At 70.8% G+C, this 26,294-nt stretch carries 23 protein-coding genes and 1 pseudogene; 16 read left to right on the forward strand and 8 right to left on the reverse strand.

The genetic code is table 11. The annotated features are described in order from the left end of the window. Positions 1–285: 285 nt before the first annotated feature. From ACFVWD_RS24805 to ACFVWD_RS24825, 5 genes are all read left to right on the forward strand, one after another. Entirely contained in the window at positions 286–705 is a 420-nt protein-coding gene (locus tag ACFVWD_RS24805) for a sortase-dependent protein (protein ID WP_389599024.1), read from the forward strand. Continuing rightward, complete coding sequence (locus ACFVWD_RS24810; RefSeq protein ID WP_389599026.1) at positions 702–1,313, forward strand: class F sortase; 612 nt, start codon at positions 702–704, stop codon at positions 1,311–1,313. Before ACFVWD_RS24805 ends, ACFVWD_RS24810 begins: the two co-directional genes overlap by 4 nt. A gap of 112 nt (positions 1,314–1,425) precedes the next feature. Continuing rightward, on the forward strand, positions 1,426–1,917 hold the full coding sequence (locus ACFVWD_RS24815; protein ID WP_054235333.1) for an RNA polymerase sigma factor: 492 nt from the start codon (positions 1,426–1,428) through the stop codon (positions 1,915–1,917). Beyond that, positions 1,901–2,413 carry a hypothetical protein gene (locus tag ACFVWD_RS24820; RefSeq protein ID WP_389599027.1) on the forward strand — a complete coding sequence of 171 codons (513 nt, stop codon included), beginning with the start codon at positions 1,901–1,903 and terminating at the stop codon, positions 2,411–2,413. Before ACFVWD_RS24815 ends, ACFVWD_RS24820 begins: the two co-directional genes overlap by 17 nt. Before the next feature lie 89 nt (positions 2,414–2,502). Further along, positions 2,503–3,084: a PadR family transcriptional regulator gene (locus tag ACFVWD_RS24825; protein WP_389599029.1), complete on the forward strand. Its 582-nt coding sequence runs from the start codon at positions 2,503–2,505 to the stop codon at positions 3,082–3,084. Positions 3,085–3,118: 34 nt separating this feature from the next. Here ACFVWD_RS24825 and ACFVWD_RS24830 read toward each other — a convergent pair whose 3' ends face one another. Further along, positions 3,119–4,117: an Lrp/AsnC family transcriptional regulator gene (locus tag ACFVWD_RS24830; protein WP_389599031.1), complete on the reverse strand. Its 999-nt coding sequence runs from the start codon at positions 4,115–4,117 to the stop codon at positions 3,119–3,121. Between the two features lie 152 nt (positions 4,118–4,269). Next, positions 4,270–5,889, reverse strand: coding sequence for an MFS transporter (locus ACFVWD_RS24835; RefSeq protein WP_389599032.1), 1,620 nt, complete (start codon positions 5,887–5,889; stop codon positions 4,270–4,272). A 204-nt stretch (positions 5,890–6,093) separates the two neighbouring features. On the opposite strand from ACFVWD_RS24835, the gene ACFVWD_RS24840 reads away from it, so the two are divergent. After that, positions 6,094–6,918 (forward strand): class I SAM-dependent methyltransferase, encoded by an 825-nt coding sequence (locus tag ACFVWD_RS24840; protein WP_389599034.1) that lies wholly within the window; start codon positions 6,094–6,096, stop codon positions 6,916–6,918. Here the strand turns inward: ACFVWD_RS24840 and ACFVWD_RS24845 are convergent. Beyond that, a complete protein-coding gene (locus tag ACFVWD_RS24845; protein WP_389599036.1) occupies positions 6,911–8,080 on the reverse strand; it encodes a serine hydrolase domain-containing protein in 1,170 nt (389 codons plus the stop codon). The two genes, ACFVWD_RS24840 and ACFVWD_RS24845, sit on opposite strands and share 8 nt — an antisense overlap. A 336-nt stretch (positions 8,081–8,416) precedes the next feature. Here ACFVWD_RS24845 and ACFVWD_RS24850 point away from each other — a divergent pair, with 336 nt between their 5' ends. Next, positions 8,417–10,147: an RNA polymerase sigma factor gene (locus ACFVWD_RS24850; RefSeq protein ID WP_389599038.1), complete on the forward strand. Its 1,731-nt coding sequence runs from the start codon at positions 8,417–8,419 to the stop codon at positions 10,145–10,147. Positions 10,148–10,178: 31 nt separating this feature from the next. Here the strand turns inward: ACFVWD_RS24850 and ACFVWD_RS24855 are convergent, their stop codons facing one another. Together ACFVWD_RS24855 and ACFVWD_RS24860 are read right to left on the reverse strand one after the other, a co-directional pair. Next, positions 10,179–10,862 (reverse strand): glycerophosphodiester phosphodiesterase, encoded by a 684-nt coding sequence (locus tag ACFVWD_RS24855; RefSeq protein ID WP_389599040.1) that lies wholly within the window; start codon positions 10,860–10,862, stop codon positions 10,179–10,181. 20 nt (positions 10,863–10,882) lie between these two features. Beyond that, positions 10,883–12,036, reverse strand: a pseudogene (locus ACFVWD_RS24860) (adenosine deaminase). 63 nt (positions 12,037–12,099) lie between these two features. On the opposite strand from ACFVWD_RS24860, the gene ACFVWD_RS24865 reads away from it, so the two are divergent. Further along, positions 12,100–12,975 carry a DUF4190 domain-containing protein gene (locus tag ACFVWD_RS24865; RefSeq protein ID WP_389599042.1) on the forward strand — a complete coding sequence of 292 codons (876 nt, stop codon included), beginning with the start codon at positions 12,100–12,102 and terminating at the stop codon, positions 12,973–12,975. Positions 12,976–13,000: 25 nt separating this feature from the next. Here ACFVWD_RS24865 and ACFVWD_RS24870 read toward each other — a convergent pair whose 3' ends face one another. Beyond that, positions 13,001–13,591 carry an NADAR family protein gene (locus ACFVWD_RS24870; RefSeq protein ID WP_168511649.1) on the reverse strand — a complete coding sequence of 197 codons (591 nt, stop codon included), beginning with the start codon at positions 13,589–13,591 and terminating at the stop codon, positions 13,001–13,003. Between the two features lie 178 nt (positions 13,592–13,769). Here ACFVWD_RS24870 and ACFVWD_RS24875 point away from each other — a divergent pair, with 178 nt between their 5' ends. The 8 genes from ACFVWD_RS24875 to ACFVWD_RS24910 all read left to right on the forward strand — a co-directional run bounded on the left by ACFVWD_RS24875 (position 13,770) and on the right by ACFVWD_RS24910 (position 23,893). Next, positions 13,770–15,293, forward strand: a complete 1,524-nt coding sequence (locus ACFVWD_RS24875; protein WP_389599043.1) for a gamma-aminobutyraldehyde dehydrogenase — start codon at positions 13,770–13,772, stop codon at positions 15,291–15,293. A 265-nt stretch (positions 15,294–15,558) separates the two neighbouring features. Beyond that, positions 15,559–16,806 (forward strand): spermidine/putrescine ABC transporter substrate-binding protein, encoded by a 1,248-nt coding sequence (locus tag ACFVWD_RS24880; protein ID WP_389599045.1) that lies wholly within the window; start codon positions 15,559–15,561, stop codon positions 16,804–16,806. 160 nt (positions 16,807–16,966) lie between these two features. Next, positions 16,967–18,118, forward strand: a complete 1,152-nt coding sequence (locus ACFVWD_RS24885) for an ABC transporter ATP-binding protein (RefSeq protein ID WP_389599047.1) — start codon at positions 16,967–16,969, stop codon at positions 18,116–18,118. Beyond that, positions 18,118–19,041, forward strand: coding sequence for an ABC transporter permease (locus ACFVWD_RS24890; protein ID WP_054235322.1), 924 nt, complete (start codon positions 18,118–18,120; stop codon positions 19,039–19,041). Before ACFVWD_RS24885 ends, ACFVWD_RS24890 begins: the two co-directional genes overlap by 1 nt. Further along, on the forward strand, positions 19,042–19,842 hold the full coding sequence (locus ACFVWD_RS24895; protein WP_217572762.1) for an ABC transporter permease: 801 nt from the start codon (positions 19,042–19,044) through the stop codon (positions 19,840–19,842). It abuts the gene before it with no gap. A gap of 72 nt (positions 19,843–19,914) precedes the next feature. Beyond that, a complete protein-coding gene (locus ACFVWD_RS24900) occupies positions 19,915–21,333 on the forward strand; it encodes an NAD(P)/FAD-dependent oxidoreductase (RefSeq protein WP_389599049.1) in 1,419 nt (472 codons plus the stop codon). A gap of 174 nt (positions 21,334–21,507) precedes the next feature. Then, positions 21,508–21,960: a hypothetical protein gene (locus ACFVWD_RS24905; protein WP_389599050.1), complete on the forward strand. Its 453-nt coding sequence runs from the start codon at positions 21,508–21,510 to the stop codon at positions 21,958–21,960. Positions 21,961–22,084: 124 nt separating this feature from the next. Beyond that, complete coding sequence (locus ACFVWD_RS24910; RefSeq protein ID WP_389599052.1) at positions 22,085–23,893, forward strand: chitinase; 1,809 nt, start codon at positions 22,085–22,087, stop codon at positions 23,891–23,893. Here ACFVWD_RS24910 and ACFVWD_RS24915 read toward each other — a convergent pair. Together ACFVWD_RS24915 and gabT are read right to left on the reverse strand one after the other, a co-directional pair. Then, positions 23,881–24,690, reverse strand: a complete 810-nt coding sequence (locus ACFVWD_RS24915; RefSeq protein ID WP_389599053.1) for a phosphatase PAP2 family protein — start codon at positions 24,688–24,690, stop codon at positions 23,881–23,883. The two genes, ACFVWD_RS24910 and ACFVWD_RS24915, sit on opposite strands and share 13 nt — an antisense overlap. Positions 24,691–24,890: 200 nt before the next feature. After that, positions 24,891–26,225, reverse strand: a complete 1,335-nt coding sequence (gene gabT / locus ACFVWD_RS24920) for a 4-aminobutyrate--2-oxoglutarate transaminase (RefSeq protein ID WP_389599054.1) — start codon at positions 26,223–26,225, stop codon at positions 24,891–24,893. Positions 26,226–26,294: the final 69 nt, after the last annotated feature.

Genomic DNA, 26,294 nt, shown 5'->3' on the forward strand with positions numbered 1-26,294 from the left:
AATTCCCGCCGAGCCCAGCCCTGTCGGCACCCACGCCGACCCGCGATTGGAACCACACCCCATGGACAGGGGAAGGAGATTTCCCCGGCTCTGTGAGCCCCGCTCGCGTGACGTCCGCGCACGTCGGCGGAGGCGCCTGTCAACGCCGTCGGTGGCGCCGGAACGGGCTCCGACGGCTTTGCCAGCTCTTTACAACCCACTCTCCCGCTGCCTCGTCTCTTCGCACGATCCGTAACTCAGCCCGCCGGGTCACCGGGCGGGCGGACCGACGAAAGAGAGCGATTCATGCGCCGAACTGTCCTCAGCACCATGGCACTCGCGTGCACCGCCGTGCTGGCGAGCACGGTGCCCGCGTTCGCCAGTGGGGCGAGCCCGGTCCCGACGGTCCGTCCGACCGCCACCGCCGCCCCCTCCCAGGCGCCGACCGGCAGCGCCGCCCCGAGCGCCGCCCCGAGCGCGGTGCCGACCACCCGCCCTGCCTCCGGCACCCCGTCCCCGGTTCCGAGCGTCGGCACGCCGACCCGGGCGCCGTCCCCGGGCCAGGTCGCCGTCGTGCCGAAGGGAGCGCCCGACACCGGTGTGGCGCCGACGGCGTCGAAGTCCGGAGGCCAGGGCGGGCTGATCGGCGGGGGTGCCGCCGCGGCGTTCGTCATGGGTGGCGCGGCGGTCTTCGTCGTACGTCGCCGGCGGGCGACCGGGGAATGACCTCGCTCTCCAGGCGCGCCTTCGTCACCGCGGCGGCGGCCTCGCTGCTCGTGAGCTGCGGCGGCCACGGAACCGACTCGACCGCACCCGAACAGCCCGGCAGCACGCCGGTCCCCTCGCGGACCTCCGCCAAGGCCGCGCAGGACCTCGGGCGTTCGGTCCCGGTCGGGTTGCGGATCCCGGCCATCGGGGTCGACACCCCGGTCATGCAGCTGGGGCTGGCCGCGGACGGCAGCGTCCAGGTGCCCCCGATCACGGCGCACGACCGGGCGGGCTGGTACCGGAACTCGCCGACGCCGGGGCAGACCGGTCCGTCGGTGATCCTCGGCCATGTCACGGTCGGCGCCTACGGGGACGGGGTCTTCCGCCGTCTCGCGCAGTTGCGCAAGGGCGACCGGATCGCGGCGCGTCTGGAGAACGGCACGACGGCGGCGTTCACCGTCACCACCGTACGGACGGTCGCCAAGGCCGACTTCCCGTCGGACGAGGTGTACGGGGACGTGGACCGTCCCGAGCTGCGGCTCATCACGTGCGGAGGGGCCCGTACCGGTACGGGCTACCTCGACAACGTGATCGTCTTCGCCGCGCTGAGTTCAGCGGCGCCCTGACCCGCCGGGACCCAGCCCGGGCCGATGGAACGTACGCCGCCGGCCCGGGCTCTTCCCCCACGGGTGCCCGCACGACACGGGTGCCCGCACGACGTCACGACCATGGAGAGCTTTGAAACGGTCCCGCGAGAAGGCCGCGTCCGAGCTGTTCGCCGCCCTCTATCCGCGCCTCGCCGGCTGGTGCCGCCGTCTCGTCGACGACGACGAGACGGCCCACGAGATCGCCTCGGAGGCGTTCACCCGGCTCTGGGCCCGCTGGACCTCCGTGGCGGAGCCCCGGGGCTTCCTCTACGTCACCGCGGCCAACCTCGTCCGGGACCACTGGCGCAAGCTGGAGCGCGAACGCAGGGCCGTACACCGTGCCACCGCCGAGGCCGCCGTCCGCCCGCACACCGAACAGTCCGACCCGTCCGTACGCCTGCTCGTGCAGTCGCTGCCGGAACGACTGCGCGTCCCGATCCTCCTGCACTACTACGCTGACATGCCGATCCGGGAGGTGTCCGTGCTGACCGGACGCAAGGAAGGAACCATCAAGGCCGACCTCCACGCGGCCCGCGAACTGCTCCGCGCCCACCTGAGGAGAAGCCTTGATCACACACTCTGACGAGGGTCCGGACCTCGAACCCGACGACCCGCTCGCCGTCATCCTGCGGCCCGCGTCCGACTACCTCGGCCCACCTCCCGGCCGCTACGAGGCGATCCGCCGCGGCGCGGCCCGCCGCCGGCTGCGGCGTGCCGCGGTCGGGGTCGGGTCGGTGTGCGCCGTCGCCGCCCTCGTCGCGCTGCCGGTCCGCCTGTCGACGTCCCAGGCACCCGCGTCCCCGACGGTCCCGCTCGCCCCGCCGCCCGCCGAGGGCCGTCCTTCGTCCGTGCCCCCCAGCCCGTCGGCGTCCCCCGTGCCCGTCAGCCCCAGTCGCACCCCGGAGAGCCGGACGGTCAGTCCCACCCCCGGGAGCCGGACGGCCGGCCCCACCCAGACGGCCCGGACGACCGGCCGCGTCACGACCCAACCGGCCGTCCCCACCCCGGCACCGTCGTCGACACCGACCACGCCCGTCGCCCAGCCGTCGATCGCGCCGAGCGGCTCTCCCCGCCATTGAGCCGAGCGGCTCTCCCCGCCGTTGACCGGACGCCCCTCACTCCGTTGACTAATCAATGGAGTGTCAATACAGGGTGTTAATTTGGGGAAATGGCTCTGCGCAACGCGGTGATGGCCGCGCTTCTGGAGGGCGAGGCGTCCGGATACGACCTCGCGAAGGGGTTCGAGGCCTCGGTCGCCAACTTCTGGATGGCCACCCCCCAGCAGATCTACCGCGAGCTGGAGCGGATGGAGGGCGAAGGGCTCATCTCCGCCCGCGTCGTGCAGCAGGAACGTCGGCCTAACAAGCGGCTCTTCTCGCTCACCGAGGCCGGACTCGACGCGATGCGCGCCTACACGGCCGAAGTCCCCAGCAAGCCGACGGCGATCCGGGACGAACTGATGGTCAAGGTGAGTTGCATCGACATCGGAGACGCCGAAGCCGTACGGGCCGGGGTCGTCGAGCGTGTGGAGCGGGCCGGCGCCAAGCTGGCCCGCTACCGGCGCGCGCAGGAACGCATGCTGGCCGGCCGCAGCGAGGAGGAGTACCTCGCCACCGTCGAACGCGTGGGCCCCTACCTCACCCTGCTCGGCGGCATGGCCCTGGAGCAGGCGAACCTCCAGTGGGGCGAGACGGTCCTGAGGAGACTCGACCAGCGGGCCGAGGCCCTCGGCGCCGCGGCTCGCGGCTGACGCTCCGGGTGCCCCGTGCCCGTTCTGGGCGGGGTCAGCGGCCCGGATCGTAGGCGAGTTGCTTGACCAGGCGCAGGACCAGGGCGGTCTCGACGGCCTGGACGCCGTCCAGGGCGCCGATCTTCTCGCTCAGATACGTGTACAGCTCCCCGCTGTTGCGGTAGACGGTCGAGGCGACGATGTTGGCCTGCCCCGTGGTCGCCGCGGCGAAGCGCACCTCGGGGTGCGCGGCGAGCGCCCGTCCGACATCTGCGAGTGCGGCCGGCGCCACGGTGAGCCACAGCATGGCCTCCACCTCGTGGCCGAGGGGTTCCTGGTCGAACTGGACGTCGAAGTAGAGCACCCCGGTGGCCCGCATGCGCTCCAGACGCCGCTTGACCACGGACTCCGACTGGCCGGTGGCCGCCTGGAGTTCGGTGAGCGTGGCGCGCCCGTCCCGGACGAGTACCGCCAGCAGCGCCTCGTCGGCCGCCTCCAGCGGGAGGGCATCGGTGACCGGCTCGACCGGCGGTGGGCGCAGGGCCGCCTGCTGGTCGGGGGCCAGTCCGTTGGCCTTGTTGAGCCAGTCCAGCTGTCCGCCGTAGAACGAGTGCAGCATGCAGTGGGCGCTGACCGAGACCACACGGGGAGTGCGCTGCAACCGGTCGAAGAGCAGTTCGTCCCGGGCCTGCCGGCTGCGTGGCTTCATCGCGCACATCACCTCGGTGCCGCCGGAGATCAGCGAGACGTACGAGGTGTCGGGGCGCCGGGCGAGTGCGCCCGCCAACTGTTCGGCCACGTCCGGGGTGCAGCGCAGCCGGACGATCCAGTTGGTGCGGCCGAGCCGGCTCTCGTCGATCACGCCGAGCACCCGCAGGCGTGCCGTGGTGCGCAACCGCCGCATGCGTCGGGCGACGGTCTGGTCGGAGACCCCGAGCACCTCCGCGATCCGGGAGAGCGGCGCCCGTCCGTCGATCTGGAGGCACTGGAGCAGTCTCAGGTCGAGTGCGTCGAGCGCGCGGGACGCCATCGGCTCCGCCTCCTCTCGCTCCATGCGGACTCCCGGAGTCAATGATCGAGCATGACGGTGAGGCCCGGGACCAGTGTGGTCCCGGGCCTCGTACGAGCGCCCGTTCCGTCCCCACGAAAGGGCACCCCCAGGGCCTGTTCGGCGGACCGTGCCGCGGACGCGCCCTGGCGCCGGGGTCAGCCGCGCTGCCCCAGCCGGGGCTCCGCCGCCCCGGTCTCCTGCGGCGCCGCCGGGGCGGCGCCGGATCCGGCCACCGGCCTGGTGGCCGGCTGCCGCGGGCTGCGCAGCAGGACGGCGCCGACCGCCGCGGCGACCAGGGTCAGCACCGCGGCGATGACCAGGCACAGGTGGAGGCCGTCGAGGAAGGCCTCGGACAGGGCGCCCAGGGCACGGCCCCGGTCGGCGCCCAGGTTCATGCTCGCGACCGCGCCCAGGCCGTTCGCGTCCACCGCGGAGGTGACGCTCCGTACCGTCGTCGCGGGCAGGCCGACGTCGGTGAGGTGGCCCGGCAGGGTGTGCAGGGCCTTGGTGGACAGCACGGCGCCGAGGACGGCCGGGCCGAGCGCGCCGCCGACCTGCCGGAACGCGCTGTTCCCGGCGGCCGCCATACCGGCCTGGCGCAGCGGTACGGAGGCGACGGCCGCTGCCGTCATGGGCGTGATGACGAAGCCCAGGCCGAGGCCCAGCAGGGCCAGCCGCCAGGCCAGCGAACCGAACGAGGTACCGGCGTCTATGGACGTCAGCGACAGCAGCGAGGCCGCGGTCACCAGCAGCCCGCCGGTGATCAGGACGCGGGGCGACACCTTGTGCATCAGCCGTCCGGCCGGTGCCCCGACGAGGATGCACATCAGCGTGACCATCAGCATCCGGGCCGCCGCCTCCAGGGTGCTGAGCTGCTGCACCATGCCGAAGTAGAGGCTGAGGGCGAAGAAGAAGCCGATGAGGCCCAGGAAGCTGATCATGGCGACGAGCGTCGTGGCGGTGAAGGCGGGGCTGCGGAAGAGCGTCAGGTCCAGCATCGGGCTGTCACTGCGCCGCTCCACCAGGACGAACGCGACGGCCGCGACCGCCGCCGCCACCAGGGCCACGATCACCTTCACGTCGGTGAAGGAGCCGGCGCCGCCCTCGATGACGCCGTAGACCAGCGCGGTGATCGCCACCGCGGCGGTGATCTGGCCGGGCCAGTCCAGACGTCGAGAGCCGGGGGCGCGCGAGTCGGTCACCAGCCGGGCCGCGAAGGCCATCGCGAGGAGCGAGGCGGGGACGGGCAGCAGATAGATCCAGCGCCAGGAGTAGTGCTCCAGTATCAGTCCCGCGATCACCGGGCCGACGGCCAGCGCCGCCATCAGGGCCGTGGCCCACAACCCGACGAACTTGCCGCGCTCGCGGTGGTCGGGCACCGCGTGGCTGATCAGCGCCAGCGTCGTGGGCAGCAGCGCGGCGGCGCCCAGACCGGCGAAGGCCTGGCCCACCCAGAGGACCTCGACCGACCGCGCGCACAGCGCGATCGCCGCACCCACCGCGCTGAACGCGAGACCCGCCTGGAAGACCTTCTTGCGGCCGTGGACGTCGCCGAAGACGCCGGCGGTCAGAATCAGCGCGGCCATGGGCAGCACGAACGCGTCCGAGACCCAGGACAGTTGGGCGGTCGACGTGTGCAGCGCCCGCTGGATGGTCGGCAGGCTCACCGAGACGGTGGTCACCGGAAGATACGCGACGAACACGCCCACGCAGGCCATGACGAGCGTGGCCGCCCGCCGTTCCCGCGGCTCGTTCGCCGTTGTCGTGACGTTCACGGAACTCTCTCTCCCTTGCGGCGCACCGCACCGCGATCGCTTGATACGGCGCTCACCTTCGGGGCCGCCTGCGGGCCGGGGCCAGCCACGGCAGGGGAAATCCAGGAAATTCGACATTCCGGACCCGGTTTCCCGGGATTTCCGTGATTGCCGTCAGGGGACGCCGCTGACCTGGCGCCCTGCTCGGCGGATAGGTTCGCGGGTATGACGACGACATCGCAAGAAGCGTTTCTGCGGGCCTTCCACGCCGAGCGGCCGGCGGTGACGGCGGACGCGTTCGCCGGTGGACGCGCTGCGGACGGCCGGTCCAGCTACGAGATGCTGTGCGACCGGGTCGCCGGACACGGTCGGGTGCTGGATCTCGGTTGCGGCGACGGTCTGTTGCTCGAACTGCTCGCCCGGACCGAGGGACGGCGGCCGGCCGGGGTGGACCTCTCCCCGGAAGCCCTGGCGCTGGCGCGACGCCGACCGCTGCCCGCCGGGACGACGCTGTCGGAGAGCCGGGCCCAGCACCTTCCCTTCGCCGACGACACCTTCGATGCCTGTGTCTCCCACATGGCGCTGATGCTGATGGGCGAGGTGGAACAGGTGGCCGCGGAATTGGCCCGGGTGCTGCGCCCCGGGGGCATGCTGGCGTGCGTGATCGGCGGCGGCGCCGTGGGCGGTGAGGCGTACGAGCTGTTCATCGGGCTGTTGCGGTCCGCGATCGAGACGGCTCCCGCCGGGCAGCGCATCCCCGCTCTCGGGGACCGCAGGACCCGCAGCCGTGCGGGGCTCGACAGCGTCCTCGCACCGGTCGGATTCGCCCCGGTCGACTGGGAGACCGTCCCCATCGACCTGAGCGGTCCGGTGGAACAGGTGTGGGACGCCCTGGCGGGTGTCTATGACGTCGGCCCGCTCGACGCGGCCACCGTGGAGTCCCTGCGTGCGGCCTTCCTCACCGGGGCGAAGAAGCTCACGGCGCCGAACGGGGTCGTCCCGTGCGGGATGAACGTGCATCTGGTGACGACGAACCTGACGACTACTTGAGCGCCGCCATCGCGATGCGCAGGGCGACCGGGTTCATCTCCTCGCCCTTCGCGTCCGTGGCGTTGACCGAGTAGACGAGCGTGCGGGAGAGATCGCGGGTGGCCGCCATGACCGCCGTGTATCCGTACCGCCCGCCCGACTTGAGCCAGTAGACCCGCCCGCCGTACTCGAAGCGCTCGAGTCCGGCGCTCATGGTGGCCCCGTCGATGTGCGACGGAACCGTGAACATCTCCTTCAGCTGCGGCTCCGGGACCAGGTCGCCACGGAAGAGGTGGGTGGTCAGCCGCTCCAGGTCCGCCGTCGTGGAGATCATGTCGCCCGCCGCCCAGCGGTCCGCCTGGTTCCAGTCGGTGACGTCGACGAACTCCGTCGTGCCGTCCGCCCGCTTCACTGCCTGGTAGCCGAGGTTGTGCGGCCCCCGGATGCGCGGATCGGTACCGGGGAAGTACGTGTGCGGCATCCCGGCGGGCCGCAGCACGCGCCGGGTGGCCTCGGAGGCGTACGAGTGACCCGTGACCTTCTCGATCAGCATGCCGAGGATCGTGTAGTTGATGTTCAGGTAGTGCTGCCGCTCGCCGGGGCAGAACTCCGGCCCCTTCGCCACCGCGGAGGCGACGACCTGCCTGGGCGTGAGCGTGTCGAAGCGGTGTGCGTACGCGTCCGCGAAAGAGTCGCCGAAGCCGTCACCCGCCTGGATCCCGCTGGTGTGGTTCAGCAACTGGCGTACGGAGACGGGCTTGAAGGCGGGCGACAGCAGCCCGGGGAGATAGCGCTGTACGGGCGCGCCCAGATCGACCTTGCCCTCGGCCGCGAGTTGCAGCACGACCGCCGCCGTGACCACCTTCGTCGTCGAACCGGCCCGGAAGAGCGCGTTCGGGTCCGCCGCGCGGCCGCTCGCCAGATCGTGCACTCCGCCGCTCCCGAGCCAGCGGCCGTCGGTGCCCCCGACGCGTACGAGCGCGGCCGTCGCGTCGGCGTCCGGCAGCCCCACGAGCGCGGCGCGCAGGGCGGCGGCGTCCGGTCCGGTCGTGACCGTGGCCGCCGTGGCCGTCCGTGGCGCGGCGGAGGATGCGGCCACGGCGGGCACGGCCAGCGGGCCGGCCGCCAGGCCCAGCACGAGGGTGGTGGCGACGGCGGTGACGGTTCGGGTACGGGCGGGCATCTGCGGCTCCTGGTGTGGACGGGACGGTGAGATCATCCTGCGGTCGCCCACCCGTTCCCGGATCCTCCCCGAGGACGGCCCGGCCCCGGGCGCCGACCCGGATCAACTGCCCTGCTGCATAAGGGTGTTGTGGGGGATCGCACCTAGGTGGGGCGCGGTGAAAGTTTTGTGGGCCGGGAAGGGCAAAAACTGTTATCGCGGAGGGCGGCCCTCCGTCTCCTGTGTGTCAGGACCCGACGAACGGCTGTGATCTGCGGCATAGCGCGCGGACAGGCTTGCCGGGGTGGGGGATCCTGCACTCCCGCCCGTGTGTGCCAAGTGGCAGGGGCGGTCACCGTGACACCGGAGGGGACGTACGTGGACGGGCGGCAGTGGCGCTCCATCATCGCGGCCGCGCAGGCCGGCGACCGGCGCGCACTCGACGAACTCGTCGCGGGCTGGCTCCCGCTCGTCTACAACATCGTCGGCCGCGCCCTGAACGGTCACGCGGACGTCGACGACGTCGTGCAGGAGACCATGCTGCGCGCCGTCGACAACCTCGGCTCGCTGCGCGACCCGGACAGCTTCCGGTCCTGGCTGGTCGCCATCACGATGCGGCAGATACGGGAGCGCTCGCGCCGCCGGACGGCCGAGCCGCTGGCCGACGGCGCCGGCGAACAGGCCGCCGACTTCGCCGAACTGACCGTGCTGCGGCTCCAGTTGGAGGGGCAGCGGCGCGAGGTCGCGGAGGCGGTGCGCTGGCTCGACGACGAGGACCGCCAGTTGCTCTCGCTGTGGTGGCTGGAGGTCGCGGGCGAACTCACCCGGCGCGAGCTGGCGGCGGCGGTCGGGATCAGCAGGCAGCACGCGGCGGTGCGGGTGCAGCGGATGAAGCAGCGGCTGGAGACCGCGCGGGACATCGTGCGGGCGCTCGACGGCCACCACCCCGGTGCGGGCAACTCCCCCTGCTCCGACCTGCGGTTGGTGACCGCTCGCTGGGACGGACGGCCCGACTCGGTGTGGCGCAAGCGGGTGGCCCGGCACATCCGGGGCTGCGCGTACTGCTCCGGCGCCCGCGAGGCCGTCGTACCGGCCGAACGCCTCCTCGTCGGGATCGCCCTCGTCCCGCTGCCGGTCGGCTTCACACTGTCGCTCGCGTTCGGCGGCAAGACGGCGGTCGCCGCCACCTCCGTCGGCTGGTCCGCCAAGCTCCTCGGCCTGCTCACCAAGCCCGCCGTCGCCGTCGCGGCCGGCGCCACCCTCGCGGCGGGCGGCCTGTACGTCGTCACGCGGACGCCCGACGACCCGCCCCCGGCCCTCGCCGCGCCCACGGCGGCGAGCACCGCACGCCCACCGTCGGGACGTACGGGCGAGCCGTCCGCCTCCCCGGCCCCCTCACCGTCCCCCTCCGCCTCCCCGTCACCGTCTCCGTCGCCCTCGAAGACCCGCGTCCAGCTCTACGGCACCGTCGTCGACGCCGTCGACAGCGCGCCCGCCGCGAGCGCGCTCCCGGCGGCGCTGCCCCGGCGCGCCGAGAAGGGCGTCACCGCCACCGGCGCGCCCGCCACGGGCCTCACCCACCGCGGGGAGACGGTCACCCTCAGCGGGCAGGGCTACTTCCGGGTCCGCTGGCAGGTCCTGCTCCAGCAGCGCGGCGGCGCGCTGCTCATGCCGACCTGGACCGGGCTGAGCGGCAAGCTCTTCCACGTCGCCTCGGGCGGCGGTCACCGCATGGACGACGTGCAGTCGGGCTCGACCGACGGCACGACCTGGATGGGCGGCCCGTCCGTGGGCTACGCCGTCCTGCCCTCCGGCACCCAACAGATGTGGCAGAACGAGTACTTCTGGATCGACGGCACCGTCACCCTCCACCAGAACGAGGGCCCCGCCGACTACAACCTCTTCGTCCAGACCTCGACCTGGGACAAGGTGACCGAGGACGTCCGCACCGGCCCCGCCCAGGGCGTGATCCGCTACGGCCTCGTCCGCGACAACGGCAAGGACACCGCCCCGGTGCCGCAGTACCTGACCCGCTCGACCCCCGCCGACCCGGCGACGGTGAGCCGGCGCTCGCAGGTCACTTCCTGACTCCCCCGGGGGCTCACCGCGGCACGCCGACTCAGGTCTTGCGCAGCGCGCACAGCGCGTCGATGCGGTTCGTGGTGATCGAATCCACCCCCATGTCCAGCAGCCGGCGCATGGAACGGCGGGTGTCGGGTGTCCAGACGGAGAGCAGATGGCCGCCGCGGTGGACGCGGGCCGTGAGGGCGCGGTCGACCAGGCTGAATCGGTAGTTGAGCCAGCGCGGCCGTACGGCTTCGAGGAGCGCCGGGCGCGGCGGTGCGAGACTCGTCCAGGTCAGCGCGATCTCGGCGGCGGGGTCGGCGGCGCGCACCGCCAGCATGGCCGGGGCGCCCGCGCAGTAGTACACCCGGTCCTGGGCCCCGCACTCACGGATGACGTCGACGATCCTGTGTACGGCCGCGCCGTCGGGCTCTCCCGGCAGATCGACCAGGACCCGGCTGTCCTTGGTCGTCTCCAGGGCCTCCGCGAGCGTCGGCACCCCGCCGCCCGTGAGCCCTCGCACCTCGTCCGAGGAGAGCGACCTGAGCGGCCGCTCCAGCTCCCACAGCCGCTTCAGCGTCTCGTCGTGCAGCAGCACGGGCACCTTGTCGCGGGTCAGCCGTACGTCGATCTCGACCGCGTCCGCGCCCAGTTGGAGCGCGGAACGCAGCGAGTCGAGGGTGTTCTCGCGGACGCGATAGGGGTCGCCGCGGTGGGCCACGGCAGTCACGGTGCGCATGGGCCCATTGTGCTGGTCGCTCAGGGTGTGAGCCACGCCGAGGCGTAGGTGTCGATCTCCTCCGCGAGGCGCGTCCTGCCGGCCGGGTCGAGGAAGGACGCCTCCACCGCGTTCTTGGCGAGGGCGGCGAGGCCGAGTTCGTCGAGGTCGAGGAGACGGGCGGCGACCGCGTACTCGTTGTTGAGGTCGGTGCCGAACATCGGCGGGTCGTCGGAGTTGATGGTGACGAGGACCCCGGCCCGGGTGAACTCCTTTATGGGGTGCTCGTCGAGGGTGCGGACCGCGCGGGTGGCGATGTTGGAGGTCGGGCAGACCTCCAGCGCGATGCGGTGCTCGGCGAGGTGGGCGAGCAGCTTCGGGTCCTGCGCGGAGCTGGTGCCGTGCCCGATGCGCTCGGCGCGCAGCTCGTTCAGCGCGTCCCAGACGGTCTCCGGCCCGGTCGTCTCACCCGCGTGCGGCACCGAGCGCAGTCCGGCCGCGATCGCCTGGTCGAAGTACGGCTTGAACTGCGGGCGCGGTACGCCGATTTCGGGGCCACCGAGTCCGAAGGAGACCAGCCCCTCCGGCCGTAGCCGGTCGTCGGTCGCGAGCCGCAGGGTCTCCTCGGCCGCCTCGAGCCCCGCCTCGCCGGGAATGTCGAAGCACCAGCGCAGGACGACCCCGAACTCGGCCTCCGCCGCCTTGCGGGCGTCCTCGATGGCGTCCATGAAGGCGCGCTCGTCGATGCCGCGGCGGGTGGAGGACCACGGGGTGATGGTCAGCTCGGCGTAACGGACCTGCTGCCGGGCCATGTCCCGGGCGACCTCGTACGTCAGCAGCCGTACGTCCTCGGGGGTGCGGATCAGGTCGACGACGGACAGGTACACCTGGATGAAGTGGGCGAAGTCCGTGAACGTGAAGTAGTCCGCGAGGGCCTCGGGGTCCGTCGGCACCTGGGAGTCGGGGTGGCGGGCGGCGAGGGTGGAGACGATGCGGGGGGAGGCGGATCCGACGTGGTGCACGTGCAGTTCGGCCTTGGGCAGTCCGGCGATGAAGGTGTGCAGGTCGCGGACGCCCTCGCGGGTGCTGAGCTGGTCGGTCAAGGATTCCTCCCCGGAACGGCGCCCCCGGACCGTGGTCGGGGGGCGCGGGTGATCGGCTGATCGGTGATTCGGGGATCATCGTAGGCCGCCACGCACGGGGTGAAGCCCCGGGCCGTAGCATGACGGCAGGTACGACAGAGGAGGGGACCTCACGCATGTCCGAGGACGCGCAGGCACCACAGGTGCCGCAGAACGCCGCCGCGACCCCGTGGGCGTCCCCGGACCAGTCGGCTCCGCCGCCGACGCAGATCGACGTGCCGTTGGCCGTCGGTTCCGAGGACGCGATACCCGGCGGGAACCCCCAGCCGGGTTCCCCGCCCGGCGGCCCCCCGGACAACGGCGCCGCCGGCCCGCGACCCGAGCCGAACCCCTGGGCCGCGCCCGCGGACCAGGCACCCTCCCGCGCGCCCGGTGCTCCCACACCCCCCTCGGTGCACAACCAGCCGACGGTCGTCGCCCTCCCCGGGCCGGGCACCCCGGGCCACCCCCAGTCCCCGCCCCAGTCCTGGGACAACCCCTTCGCGTCCCCCGCCGCCGCGCCTTCGCCCCACCCCCAGCCCGCCCCGGGAGAACCGGTTCCCCCGCCGCCCATCGCTCCCGAGGGCCCGGGTCAGGTCCCGTACGGCTACGGATACGGCTACCCGGCCTACCCCGCGCCGGGAGCCGGCTACCCGGGCGCCCCCGGCTACGGCTGGCCGATGATGCACCCGGTGCCGAGCAACGGCATGGGCACCGCCGGGCTGGTGCTCGGCATCATCTCGGCCGTCGTCTTCTGTCTGTGGCCGGTCGCGATCATCCTGGGGATCCTCGCGGTGACCTTCGGCGTGCTGGGGCGACGCAAGGCGCGCCGCGGCGAGGCGAACAACCCCGGTCAGGCGCTGGCCGGGATCATCTGCGGAGCGGTCGGCATCGCGCTCGGCATCGCGATGATCGTGGTCTTCTTCGTCCTCCCGGACGACAGCGGCGACAGCGACCCGTTCAGCGGAGACGACGGCTACTCCACTTCACTAGTCGTGCCGCACCTCGGCTAGCTCACCAACCGCTCCCGCGCCTGACCTAGTTCTCCCTGAGGAGCCGCTCCCGCGCCTCCATCAAGGCGAATCCCAGCAGGTTCGGCCCCCGCCACCGCTCGGGATCCGCCGCCCGCTCGTCGTCCGCCGCGAGTCCTATGCCCCAGACCCGGTCCATGGGGCTGGCCTCGACCAGCACCCGTGCGCCGGTGCCCAGCAGGAACGCGCGCAGCTCGGGGTGGGCGGCGAACTTGTGCACGCTGCCCTCGACGACGATCCCGAAGCGCTCCCGCTCCCATATCGCTTCGTCGAAGCCGCGCACGAGCCGCCCCGTCTTCTTGGCGAGCGCGGGGCTGGACGCCTCGATCGCGCGCCGCTCCGCCTCCGCGTCGCCGAAGAGCCGTGCCTTGCCCGCCATCATCCAGTGCTCGGCGGTCGCGTAGGAGACACCGTCCACCTCGAACGGTGACGGCCACCACTGGCTCAGGCAGCTCGCACTCACCCGACCGTCCGGTCGCGGGCGGTGGCCCCAGAAGTGCAGGTACTTGACTCCCGCCCCCGAGCGGACCGCGCTGACCAGCGCTTCCCAAGAATCGATCTTCGCCATGCATGCCACTTTGGCACGCACCACTGACATTCCGTCCCGCCTTTTCCATGGGGACTCGACACCTGGTCGACAGATTCCGTCGCGTAACCAAAAGGCAACAACGGAATCACTTGTTGGAGTCCCTCAGCTCTGTCAGGATCGGCACTCAAATCGAGCTGGAGCTACGCCCACCCCCGCGGCAGTGGGGAGAACGGCGGAGGAGAGCGACATGCACAATCCGGGCCATCGCTTCCAGGCGCAGGACCGTTTCGCGGAAGGCGCGCAGTACATCGCGGGCCGGCTGACCAAGGGCACTTCGGGCCGTACACACGCGGTCGTCGACCCCGCCACCGGCGACGAGGTCTACACGTACGAGCTGGCGAGCACCGTCGACGTGGACGCGGCCGTCGCCGCCGCCCGTGAGGCGTTCCCCGGCTGGGCGGGCGCCACCCCCGGCGAGCGCTCCGACGCCCTGCACCGGTTCGCCGCCGTGCTCGCCGACCGTGCCGAGGAGTTCGCCCGGGCGGAGTCGCTCCAGTGCGGAAAGCCCCTCAAGCTGACCCGCGAGTTCGACGTGCCCGGCACCATCGACAACACCGCCTTCTTCGCGGGCGCGGCCCGGCATCTGCAGGGGCAGTCCGCGGGCGAGTACTCCGGCGACCACACCTCGTACGTACGCCGCGAGCCCATCGGTGTCGTCGGCTCCATCGCGCCCTGGAACTACCCCCTCCAGATGGCCGCCTGGAAGATCCTCCCGGCGATCGCCGCGGGCAACACGATCGTGCTCAAGCCCGCCGAGCTGACCCCGCTGACCTCGCTGCTCTTCGCCATGGCCGCCACCGAGGCCGGCATCCCGGACGGCGTGATCAACATCGTGACGGGGGCCGGCAAGGACGTCGGTGAGCACCTCGTCGGCCACCCCGACGTGGCGATGACCTCCTTCACCGGGTCCACCGCGGTCGGCAAGCGCGTCGCCGAGATCGCCACCTCGACCGTCAAGCGGCTCCATCTGGAACTGGGTGGCAAGGCCCCGTTCGTGGTCTTCGACGACGCGGACCTGGACGCCGCCGTGAACGGCGCGGTCGCGGGCTCGCTCATCAACACCGGGCAGGACTGCACGGCCGCCACGCGCGCGTACGTGCAAAGGCCCCTCTACGAAGAGTTCGTGTCCAGGACGGCCGCCCTGATGGCGAGCGTCCGCCTCGGCGACCCGTTCGCCTCCGGCACCGACCTCGGCCCGCTGATCTCGCACGCCCAGCGCGACCGCGTGGCCGGATTCGTCGACCGGGCCCGCGGCTACGCGCGTGTGGTGACCGGCGGCGAGATCCCCGAAGAGCTCAAGGACGGCGCCTACTACCGGCCCACGCTCGTCGCCGACGCTCCCCAGGACAGCGAGATCGTCCAGTCCGAGATCTTCGGTCCCGTCCTGGTGGTGCTCCCCTTCGACAGCGACGACGAGGGAATCAGGCTCGCCAACGACACTCCGTACGGTCTCGCCGCCTCCGCGTGGAGCCGGGACGTGTACCGGGCCAACCGCGCGACCCGCGAGATCAAGGCAGGCTGCGTGTGGGTCAACGACCACATTCCGATCATCAGCGAGATGCCGCACGGCGGCTACAAGGCGTCCGGCTTCGGCAAGGACATGTCGGCGTACTCGTTCGAGGAGTACACCCAGATCAAGCACGTCATGTTCGACAACACCGCGGTCGCCAGGAAGGACTGGCACCGCACGATCTTCGGGGACCGGCCCTAGGGGGTGTTTGAGAAGTCCCGCACAGCACCCGCGGCGCCCGGCACGCACCCTCGCCGCACCGGCCAAAGACCCTAGTAGCTCCGCTACGAGGGCCTTCGTCCGGCACGCCGAGGGCACGCACCGAACACCGCAGGCACCGCACTGGACTTCTCAAACACCCCCTAGTCGATCCGGAGCCGGCCGCGCGTCGGCTTCCGACTATCGCCGAGTGGCAGACCAGGCCGCCAGACCACGGCCGCGACCCTTCCGAAAGGGCATCACGAGCATGGAGCAGTACGAGCCCGACCGCCTCTCCCCGGCCCAAGTGGCCGCCATGCGGCGCAGTTTCAGGAATGGCAGGGCCGCGCTCAGCCGCCGCTCGCTGCTGCGCGCCTCCGCGGGCGGCGCGCTCGCCGTCGGCGGGCTCGGCGCGCTGAGCGGTTGCGGGATCCCGGCCGCGGGCAAGACCCAGGGCGGCGTCTCCGCCGAGGACCACTCGGCCAAGGAGAAGACGATCAACTTCTCCAACTGGACCGAGTACATGGACGTCGACGACAGCGGGAAGCACCACCCGACGCTCGACGCGTTCACCAAGCGCACGGGCATCTCGGTCAAGTACACCGAGGACATCAACGACAACGTCGAGTTCTTCGGCAAGATCAAGCCGCAGCTCGCCGCGGGCCAGGACACCGGGCGCGACCTGATCGTGGTCACCGACTGGCTGGCCGCCCGGCTGATCCGCTTCGGCTGGGTGCAGAAGCTGAACGCCTCCAACCTCCCGCACGCGTACGCCAATCTGTCCGCCCAGTTCCGCAGCCCCGACTGGGACCCGGGACGCGCCTACTCCTACCCCTGGCAGGGCATCTCGACCGTCATCGCCTTCAACAAGAAGGCGTTGAACGGCATCGAGGTGAAGTCGGTCTCCGACCTGCTCGACAACCCCAAGCTCAAGGGGCGCGTCGGCTTCCTCTCGGAGATGCGCGACAGCATGGGCATGACGCTGCTCGACATGGGCAAGGACCCGGAGAAGTTCACCGACGACGACTTCGACGCGGCGATCGCCCGCCTCCAGAAGGCCGTCGACAAGGGCCAGATACGCCGCTTCACCGGCAACGACTACACGTCCGACCTCACCAAGGGTGACCTCGCGGCCTGTGTCGCCTGGGCGGGTGACATCGTCCAGCTCAAGGCGGACAGCCCGGACGTGGACTTCATCATCCCGGACAGCGGCTACCTGACGTCCACGGACAACATGCTGATCCCCAACAAGGCCCGTCACAAGACGAACGCCGAACGGCTCATGGACTTCTACTACGAGCCCGGTCCGGCCGCACAGCTCGCCGCGTACATCAACTACGTCTGTCCCGTCGACGGGGTCAAGGACGAGCTTGCGAAGATCGACAAGTCGGCGGCGGACAACCCGCTGATCATCCCCGACAAGGCCATGGCCGCGAAGTCCCACGCCTTCCGCTCACTGACGCAGAAGCAAGAGACGGCCTACGAAGAGAAGTTCGCCAAGCTCACAGGGGCGTAACGCCTCCGGCGGCTGAGCGGTTGCGGTGGTCCGGGCCGCCAGGGCGGTTGCCCGGCGCCCCAGAAGATCCATGCCGACTCCGCCGCGCGGCCCCCGACCGGCGCAGCGACCGCAGCCCGCCCCGGACACCCCTACGACCCCGACATTCAGGGACCACACCATGACGACAGACAACGGCGGCGACGTCCGCCTCTCCGGGATCAGCAAGACGTACGGCTCCTTCACGGCCGTCCACCCGCTCGACCTGACCGTCCCCGAGGGCTCCTTCTTCGCCCTCCTCGGGGCGTCGGGCTGCGGCAAGACCACCACCCTGCGGATGATCGCGGGCCTGGAGGAACCTTCCTCCGGCACCGTCTTCCTCGGCGACCAGGAAGTGACCCACCTGCCCCCGTACAAGCGGCCGGTGAACACCGTCTTCCAGTCCTACGCCCTCTTCCCGCACCTCGACATCTTCGAGAACGTCGCCTTCGGCCTGCGCCGGCGCGGCATCAAGTCGGTGAAGAAGCAGGTCGAGGACATGCTGGAGCTCGTCCAGCTCGGCGAGCAGGCCCGCAAGAAACCGCACCAGCTCTCCGGCGGCCAGCAGCAGCGCGTCGCCGTGGCCCGCGCCCTGATCAACCACCCCAAGGTGCTGCTCCTCGACGAACCGCTCGGCGCCCTCGACCTCAAGCTGCGCCGTCAGATGCAGCTGGAGCTCAAGCGCATCCAGACCGAGGTCGGCATCACCTTCGTGCACGTCACGCACGACCAGGAGGAGGCCATGACGATGGCCGACACGGTCGCCGTGATGAACGCGGGCCGCGTCGAGCAACTCGGCGCCCCCGCCGACCTCTACGAGAACCCGCAGACCACGTTCGTCGCCAACTTCCTCGGCACCTCGAACCTCATCGAGGCCGCCGTCGACAGCAAGAGCGGCGACGACATCGTCCTGGCGGCGGGCGGCGGCAAGCTGGTCCTGCCGCAGGCGCGATGTTCGGCGCCCACGACGACCGGCGGCAAGGTCCTGGTCGGAGTCCGCCCCGAGAAGATATCGCTCACGCACGTCGACGACGCGGGTCAGATCCCGGACGGCCGCAACCGGATCACCGGCAGGATCGCCGACTCCAGCTTCATCGGCGTCTCCACGCAGTACGTCATCGACAGCGCGGTCTGCCCCGAGTTCGAGGTCTACTCCCAGAACATCGACCGCGACGCCCGGCTCGCCCCCGGCGCCGAGGTGGTCCTGCACTGGAGCCCGGCGCACACCTTCGGTCTCGACGCGGCGCAGGACATCGACGCGGGTGTGGAAACGGTCGAGGCGGAGGCCGCCTGATGGCCAGCGTCACCGAGGCGCCACTCCTCGCGCCGCAGCCCGACAAGAAGCCGCCCCGCAAGCGCGGCCGCCTCGTCCCGTACTGGCTGCTCCTGCCCGGCATCCTCTGGCTGCTGATCTTCTTTGCGCTGCCGATGGTCTACCAAGCCTCCACGTCCGTACAGACGGGCTCCCTGGAGCAGGGCTTCAAGGTCACCTGGCACTTCCAGACGTACTGGAACGCGCTGGCCGACTACTGGCCCCAGTTCCTGCGCTCGGTGTTGTACGCGGGCGCCGCGACGATCCTGTGCCTGGTGCTCGGCTACCCGCTGGCGTATCTGATCGCCTTCCGCGCGGGCCGCTGGCGCAATGTCGTGCTGATCCTGGTCATCGCGCCGTTCTTCACGAGCTTCCTGATCCGCACGCTCGCCTGGAAGACGATCCTCGCGGACGGCGGCCCGGTCGTCGGCGCGCTCAACACCCTGCACGTCCTGGACGTCACCAACTGGCTCGGCTTCACCTCCGGCGACCGCGTCCTGGCCACACCACTCGCGGTGGTCTGCGGCCTCACGTACAACTTCCTGCCCTTCATGATCCTGCCGCTCTACACCTCGTTGGAGCGCATCGACGGACGCCTCCACGAGGCGGCGGGCGACCTGTACGCGAAGCCGTTCACGACCTTCCGCAAGGTCACCTTCCCGCTGTCGATGCCCGGCGTGGTCTCCGGCACGCTGCTGACCTTCATCCCGGCCAGCGGTGACTACGTGAACGCCGACCTGCTCGGCTCCACGGACACCCGGATGGTCGGCAACGTCATCCAGACGCAGTTCCTGCGGATCCTCGACTATCCGACGGCCGCCGCGCTCTCGTTCATCCTCATGGCCGCGATCCTCATCATGGTCACCCTCTACATCCGCAAGTCCGGGACGGAGGATCTGGTCTAAATGGCCTTCGTACGCTGGTTCAAGCGGAATCTCGTCGTCATCGGTGGACTGCTGACGCTGGGATATCTGCTGCTGCCCAATGTCATTGTCACGGTGTTCTCCTTCAATAAACCGAAGGGGCGCTTCAACTACGAGTGGCAGCAGTTCTCCCTGGACGCCTGGCGCGATCCGTGCGGCGTCGCCGACATGTGCGGCTCGCTCTCGATCAGCCTCCAGATCGCCGTCTGGGCGACCATCGGGGCCACGATCCTCGGCACGATGATCGCCTTCGCCCTCGTGCGCTACCGCTTCCGGGCGCGCGGCGCGGTGAACTCGCTGATCTTCCTGCCGATGGCGATGCCCGAGGTCGTCATGGCCGCCTCGCTGCTCACCCTCTTCCTCAACCTGGGTGCTCAGTTGGGTTTCTGGACGATCCTGATAGCCCACATCATGTTCTGCCTCAGCTTCGTCGTGACGGCCGTCAAGGCGCGTGTGATGTCGATGGACCCGCGCCTGGAGCAGGCGGCACAGGACCTCTACGCCGGCCCGGTGCAGACGTTCCTGCGCGTCACCCTGCCCATCGCGGCCCCCGGAATCGCGGCGGGCGCGCTGCTCGCCTTCGCGCTCTCCTTCGACGACTTCATCATCACCAACTTCAACGCGGGCTCGACCGTCACCTTCCCCATGTTCGTGTGGGGCTCGGCGCAGCGCGGAACACCCGTTCAGATCAATGTCATCGGTACGGCCATGTTCATCGTCGCCGTACTGTTCGTCCTGGCCGGAATGGTCATCAGCAACCGCCGCAACAAGCAAAAGGCGTAGTAAAAGGCATCGCGGAAGGCATAACCCACAGAGAAATTTCGGTGGGTAATTCAGCTGTAGGGAGTTGAAATCATGGCCCCAAGCGCCATGACCCGTTGGACCACGTCTCTTTCCGAAGCCCAGCCGGTTCCGTACTGGCTGGACGACCCCGGCAAGCCCCACCCCGAGCCCGCTCTCACCGGCGCCGAGACCTGCGACCTGCTCGTCGTCGGCGGTGGCTACAGCGGACTGTGGACCGCGCTCATCGCCAAGGAGCGCGACCCGCAGCGTGAGGTGGTGCTCCTGGAGGGCCGCGAGGTGGGCTGGGCCGCCTCGGGCCGCAACGGCGGCTTCTGCGCCGCGTCCCTGACCCACGGCCTGGCCAACGGACTCACCCGCTGGCCGGACGAGATCAGGAAGCTGGAGGAGCTGGGCGCCCGCAACCTCGACGAGATCGAGGCGGCCGTCGCCCGCTACTCCCTCGACTGCGACTTCGAGCGCTCCGGCGAGATCGACGTCGCCACCGAGCCGCACCAGGCGGCCGAACTGCGCGACTGGCACGAGGAACTGCAAGACCGGGGCCTGGCGGACGGCATCGAGTTCCTGGACGCCGACGCGGTCCGCGAACAGGTCGACTCGCCGACCTTCCTCGCGGGTCTGCACGACCGCCGCGGCGTCGCCATGCTCCACCCCGCCAAACTCGCCTGGGGTCTCAAGCGGGCCTGCCTGCGGCTCGGAGTGCGGGTGCACGAGCACACGCCCGCGCTCGCCCTGAAGGCGTACGGCGCCGGCATGGCCGTACGCACCCCGTACGGTTCCGTCCGCGCCCGCAAGGTGGCGCTCGCCACCAACATCTTCCCGAACCTGGTCAAGCGGGTGCGCGCGTACACCGTTCCGGTCTACGACTACGCGCTGATGACCGAACCCCTGACCGCGGACCAGCTGGCGTCCGTCGGCTGGAAGAACCGGCAGGGCCTCGGGGACTCGGCGAACCAGTTCCACTACTTCCGGCTCTCCGCCGACAACCGCATCCTGTGGGGCGGTTACGACGCGATCTACCCGTACGGCGGCCGGGTGCGCGCCGAGTACGACGACCGCCCGGAGACGTACGCGAAGCTCGCCGGGCACTTCTTCACCTGCTTCCCGCAGCTGGAGGGCGTCCGCTTCACCCACGCCTGGGGCGGCGCGATCGACACCTGCTCGCGCTTCTCGGCCTTCTTCGGCACGGCGCACCAGGGGAGGGTCGCCTACGCGGCCGGGTACACGGGTCTGGGCGTGGGCGCGACCCGGTTCGGCGCGGACGTGATGCTCGACCTGCTGGCGGGGGAGCGCACCGAGCGCACGGAACTGGAGATGGTCCGCAAGAAGCCCCTGCCGTTCCCGCCCGAGCCCTTCGCCTGGACGGGCATCGCGCTCACCAAGTGGTCGCTGGCGCGGGCGGACACCCACGGCGGGCGGCGCAATCTCTGGCTGAAGACGATGGACAAGCTGGGACTGGGCTTCGACAGCTGAGCCGCGCCGGCGCGGCGTGCGCCGCAGTGGTTGATCCACAGGCGTGCGCCCAGCTCATCCATCGTGATCCGGCTCACCACCAACACGTGGTGGAAACCCGCGTAATGCCCGGCCCGAACCTCCCTCCCCTCTGTGACGCGACCAGCGTCGACACGAGGAGAGAGAGGTTCCGCCATGACAGGGGCCAAGACGGCGGTCGAGTGGCTGGCGTCCGTTGCGCCGGATCCCGAGGCCTGCCGCCGGGAATGGGAGCGCAATCTGCTGGGGGTCGCGCTGCTGCCGGCCGGCAGGCTCTGGGACGTACTGATCCTGCCGGGCGAGCTCGGCTATCCCACGCTCGACGTGCTGACCCGGGTGATCGACCGACTCGGCCCGGTGCTCGTCGACTTCGGCGACGCCCGGATGGGTTTCTTCGTGCCGCCCGGCACCGCTGCGCGCTGGCTCGGCACGGGGATGCGCACGGCGGGGCGCGGTACGTGGATCGTGGTGCCGTACCCCGGACGGGCCACCGGCGGGGTCCGCTGGCTGATCCCGCCGGACGGCACCGGCACGCTCACCGATCCGGCGCTGCTGGAACTGGCCATGCACGAGGCGGCGGCGGGCATCGCCGGAAACGAGGGTCGATAGCCGCCACGGGGACGGACCGCGGTAACGGACCCCGGTGACAGCCAAAGGTCTTGACAACAGGATTGGTCTGGACCAAATTGGGCGCGCTCCACCCTCCTGAATTCCCCCATGCCCGGAGGCAGTTGTGGATCGCACCGAACGCACCAGACCGTCCACGCGTCAGAGGCTGCTCGCCGTGTGCACGGCCACCGTTCTGGCCGTATCCGGCCTCGCCGCACTCTCTTCGGCCGCCCGTGCGGCCGACGCGGACCTGGTCAGGAACGGCGGATTCGAGGCGGGCCTCGACGGCTGGACCTGTACGGCGGGCGCCGTCGTCAACTCACCGGTACGGAGCGGCAGTTCGGCGTTGCGGGCGACCCCGGCCGGCAGCGACTACGCGCAGTGCTCCCAGACGGTGACCGTCAAACCCGACTCCCAGTACACCCTCGCCGGATACGTCCGGGGCAGTTATGTCTACCTCGGCGCGAGCGGCACCGGCACCACCGACGTCTCCACCTGGACCCAGTCCGCCCCCGACTGGCAGCAGCTCACCACCACCTTCCGCACCGGCCCGTCCACCACCAAGGTCACCCTCTACGCCCACGGTTGGTACGGCACCGGCGCGTACTACGCCGACGACGTCTCCCTCGTCGGCCCCGGCGCCGATCAGGGACAGCCCCCGGCCGCGCCCACCGGCCTGGCCGTCGGCACGGTCACGTCCTCGACCGTCGCCCTGTCCTGGTCACCGGTCACCGGCGCGACGGGCTACGCCGTCTACCGCGACGGGGTGAAGGTCCAGACGGCCACCGGCACCTCGACCACCGTGAGCGGTCTCGCACCCTCGACGGCGTACGCCTTCCAGGTCGCGGCGGTGAACGACGCGGGGGAGTCGGCGAAGTCGGCGACGGTCACGGCGACGACGCCCACGGGCTCGGGAGGCTCCACCGGGCATGCCCTGGTCGGCTACCTCCACGCGAGCTTCGCCAACGGCTCCGGCTACACCCGCATGGCCGACGTCCCCGACAGCTGGGACATCATCGACCTGGCCTTCGGCGAGCCGACCTCCACCACCTCCGGCGACATCCGCTTCACCCGCTGCCCCGTCACCGAATGCCCGACCGTCGAGAGCGACGCCGACTTCAAGGCCGCGATCAAGGCCAAGCAGGCCGCGGGCAAGAAGGTGCTGATCTCGATCGGCGGCCAGAACGGCCAGGTGCAGTTGACGACGACGGCCGCCCGCGACACCTTCGTGTCCTCCGTCTCGAAGATCATCGACACCTACGGCCTGGACGGCCTGGACATCGACTTCGAGGGCCACTCGCTCTCCCTGGACGCGAACGACACCAACTTCAAGAGCCCGACCACACCGGTGATCGTGAACCTGATCTCGGCTTTGAAGACCCTGAAGGCCAAGTACGGCTCCAAGTTCGTCCTGACGATGGCCCCGGAGACCTTCTTCGTCCAGCTCGGCTACCAGTACTACGGCACGGGCAAGTGGGGCGGCCAGGACCCGCGGGCCGGCGCCTACCTCCCCGTCATCTACGCCCTGCGCGACGACCTGACCCTTCTGCACGTCCAGGACTACAACTCCGGGTCGATCATGGGCCTCGACAACCAGTACCACTCCATGGGCGGCGCCGACTTTCACATCGCGATGACCGACATGCTGCTGACCGGCTTCCCGGTCGCGGGCGACGCGAACAACGTCTTCCCGCCCCTGCGGCCGGACCAGGTGGCGATCGGCATGCCGGCGTCGACGAACGCGGGCAACGGTTACGTCGCGCCGTCCGAGGTCACCAAGACCCTGGACTGCCTGACCAAGAAGACCAACTGCGGCTCGTACGCCACGCACGGCACCTGGCCGGGGCTGCGCGGGCTGATGACGTGGTCGATCAACTGGGACCGCTTCGGGAGCTGGGAGTTCCAGCGGACCTTCGACGGCTATTTCGGCTGACGGCTGTTTCGGCCGAGGAAGAGCCGGAGCAAGAGCAGCAGCACCGCGCAGAGGCACCAACTGGCCGCCACGTCCAGCGGCCAGTGGTAGCCCCGCCGGATCAGGCCGAAGGCGACGCCCAGGTTCAGGGCGAGACAGCCGACGAGCAGGGCGCGGCGGGCCCCGGCGCCCCGCAGCCACGGAATCAGCACCAGGGCCGCACCGCCGTACGCGATGACGGCGGTGGCGGTGTGGCCCGAGGGATAGAAGCCCGTGCTCGGGCCCATGACCGGTGGGCCCGGCCGGGCGACCAGCTCTTTCAAAGGCACGATCAATGCCGGAACGACCGCCATCAAGGCCGCCGCCGCGACGGACGGCAGCCACCAGCGCTCCCACCCGGCCGCGCGGGCCCGCCACGCCACGTATCCGAGCACGACAGCCAGGACCGGCACCGCGACGGTGACATTGCCCAGATCGGCCAGCAGTTCGGAGACGCGGTCGGGGTGGACGAGACGGCCGCTGAGGCGTTCGTCCGCGCGGGCGAGGGGGCCGTGGGCCGCGACCTGCCAGGTGATCAGCGCGAAGAGGAGGGCCGGAAGGCCGAGAAGTCCGGGACGCCCGAGGAGGAAGGTCGGCCACCCCGGAACAGGGGGGGTAGTTCCGAGGCGGCCGTCCAGATCGGGTCGTCGCGCGCCCCGGGGGGTTTGGGGCGGGCGACTGTCCGATCGGTGAGGAGATCCGGAGCCGGAAGCTCCGGGTGTGTGCGCGAGGGCACGACCAGGGCGAAGCTGGGGAGGCCTCGACCCGGTGTCACCCACAGTCCCCTGTGGGCGGGGTGTATCTCTCATCTGGGTAGAACCTACGGCAGGGGATCCGGCTCCGACAGACGCAATCGCGTCCCGTCATGCACCTCGCACACGTTCTTCACACGCTCTGACCCCGGTCGCCGCAGCCCCGGAACCAAGCGGAATCCGCGCGGGGCGGTCGGCCGGGGTCCGGGGCTGGGACGGGTGGGGCGTCAGATACGGGCGAAGGCCTGCTCGATGATGTCGAGGCCCTCGTTCAGCAGGTCCTCGCCGATGACCAGCGGCGGCAGGAAGCGGAGGACGTTGCCGTAGGTGCCACAGGTCAGGACCAGCAGGCCCTCCTGGTGGCAGGCCTTGGCGAGCGCGGCGGTCGCCTCCGCGTTGGGCTCCTTGGTGGCGCGGTCCTTGACCAGCTCGATGGCGATCATGCCGCCACGGCCGCGGACGTCGCCGATGATGTCGAACTTCTCGGCCATCGCGCCGAGGCGGGCCTTCATGACGGCCTCGATGTTCTTCGCCTTGGCGTTGAGGTCGAGCTCCTTCATCGTCTCGATCGCGCCGAGCGCGCCCGCACAGGCCACGGGGTTGCCGCCGTAGGTGCCGCCCAGGCCACCCGCGTGCGCGGCGTCCATGATCTCGGCGCGGCCGGTCACGGCGGCGAGCGGCAGACCGCCCGCGATGCCCTTGGCGGTGGTGATCAGGTCCGGGACGATGCCCTCGTCCTCGCACGCGAACCACTGGCCGGTGCGGCAGAAGCCGGACTGGATCTCGTCCGCGACGAAGACGATGCCGTTGTCCTTGGCGAACTTGCTGATGGCGGGAAGGAAGCCCTTCGCGGGCTCGATGAAGCCGCCCTCGCCGAGCACCGGCTCGATGATGATCGCGGCGACGTTGTCGGCGCCGATCTGCTTGTTGATCATGTCGATCGCCTGGGCGGAGGCCTCGGCGCCGGCGTTCTCCGGGCCGGTCAGCCAGCGGTAGCCGTACGCCACCGGCACCCGGTAGACCTCGGGCGCGAACGGGCCGAAGCCGTGCTTGTACGGCATGTTCTTGGCGGTCAGCGCCATCGTGAGGTTCGTACGGCCGTGGTAGCCGTGGTCGAAGACGACGACGGCCTGGCGCTTGGTGTACGCACGGGCGATCTTGACGGCGTTCTCGACGGCCTCGGCGCCCGAGTTGAACAGGGCCGACTTCTTGACGTGGTCACCCGGCGTGAGCTCGGCCAGCGCCTCGGCGACGGCGACGTAGCCCTCGTACGGCGTGACCATGAAACAGGTGTGGGTGAAGTCCTGGAGCTGCGCGGAGGCGCGGCGTACGACGGCCTCGGCGCTCGCGCCGACGGAGGTCACGGCGATGCCGGAGCCGAAGTCGATCAGACGGTTGCCGTCGACGTCCTCGATGATGCCGCCGCCGGCGCGCGTGGTGAAGACAGGGAGCACCGAACCCACACCGGCCGCGACCGCGGCGGTGCGTCGGGCCTGCAGTTCCTGCGACTTCGGGCCGGGGATGGCGGTGACGACGCGGCGCTCCTGCGGAAGTGCGGTCATGAGGGGCTCCCTGATGATCTTGCGAACCGGACGGCCCCGCGACGGACGGGGTGCGCCGGGCGGGGTGTT

This window comes from Streptomyces sp. NPDC058086 (genome assembly GCF_042885015.1).
In the GTDB taxonomy this organism is placed as follows: domain Bacteria; phylum Actinomycetota; class Actinomycetes; order Streptomycetales; family Streptomycetaceae; genus Streptomyces.

What these genes read in the sequence shown, in the direction of transcription:
- ACFVWD_RS24870 (WP_168511649.1), bottom strand. Translation starts at nt 13,591, where the DNA reads ATGTCAGTGGTGCGTGCCAAAGTGGCATGCATGGCGAAGATCGATTCT.
- ACFVWD_RS24845 (WP_389599036.1), bottom strand. Translation starts at nt 8,080, where the DNA reads ATGCCCGCCCGTACCCGAACCGTCACCGCCGTCGCCACCACCCTCGTG.
- ACFVWD_RS24880 (WP_389599045.1), top strand. Translation starts at nt 15,559, where the DNA reads ATGGAGCAGTACGAGCCCGACCGCCTCTCCCCGGCCCAAGTGGCCGCC.
- ACFVWD_RS24865 (WP_389599042.1), top strand. Translation starts at nt 12,100, where the DNA reads ATGTCCGAGGACGCGCAGGCACCACAGGTGCCGCAGAACGCCGCCGCG.
- gabT (WP_389599054.1), bottom strand. Translation starts at nt 26,225, where the DNA reads ATGACCGCACTTCCGCAGGAGCGCCGCGTCGTCACCGCCATCCCCGGC.
- ACFVWD_RS24840 (WP_389599034.1), top strand. Translation starts at nt 6,094, where the DNA reads ATGACGACGACATCGCAAGAAGCGTTTCTGCGGGCCTTCCACGCCGAG.
- ACFVWD_RS24890 (WP_054235322.1), top strand. Translation starts at nt 18,118, where the DNA reads ATGGCCAGCGTCACCGAGGCGCCACTCCTCGCGCCGCAGCCCGACAAG.
- ACFVWD_RS24885 (WP_389599047.1), top strand. Translation starts at nt 16,967, where the DNA reads ATGACGACAGACAACGGCGGCGACGTCCGCCTCTCCGGGATCAGCAAG.
- ACFVWD_RS24895 (WP_217572762.1), top strand. Translation starts at nt 19,042, where the DNA reads ATGGCCTTCGTACGCTGGTTCAAGCGGAATCTCGTCGTCATCGGTGGA.
- ACFVWD_RS24900 (WP_389599049.1), top strand. Translation starts at nt 19,915, where the DNA reads ATGGCCCCAAGCGCCATGACCCGTTGGACCACGTCTCTTTCCGAAGCC.
- ACFVWD_RS24905 (WP_389599050.1), top strand. Translation starts at nt 21,508, where the DNA reads ATGACAGGGGCCAAGACGGCGGTCGAGTGGCTGGCGTCCGTTGCGCCG.
- ACFVWD_RS24825 (WP_389599029.1), top strand. Translation starts at nt 2,503, where the DNA reads ATGGCTCTGCGCAACGCGGTGATGGCCGCGCTTCTGGAGGGCGAGGCG.
- ACFVWD_RS24830 (WP_389599031.1), bottom strand. Translation starts at nt 4,117, where the DNA reads ATGGAGCGAGAGGAGGCGGAGCCGATGGCGTCCCGCGCGCTCGACGCA.
- ACFVWD_RS24855 (WP_389599040.1), bottom strand. Translation starts at nt 10,862, where the DNA reads ATGCGCACCGTGACTGCCGTGGCCCACCGCGGCGACCCCTATCGCGTC.
- ACFVWD_RS24805 (WP_389599024.1), top strand. Translation starts at nt 286, where the DNA reads ATGCGCCGAACTGTCCTCAGCACCATGGCACTCGCGTGCACCGCCGTG.
- ACFVWD_RS24875 (WP_389599043.1), top strand. Translation starts at nt 13,770, where the DNA reads ATGCACAATCCGGGCCATCGCTTCCAGGCGCAGGACCGTTTCGCGGAA.
- ACFVWD_RS24810 (WP_389599026.1), top strand. Translation starts at nt 702, where the DNA reads ATGACCTCGCTCTCCAGGCGCGCCTTCGTCACCGCGGCGGCGGCCTCG.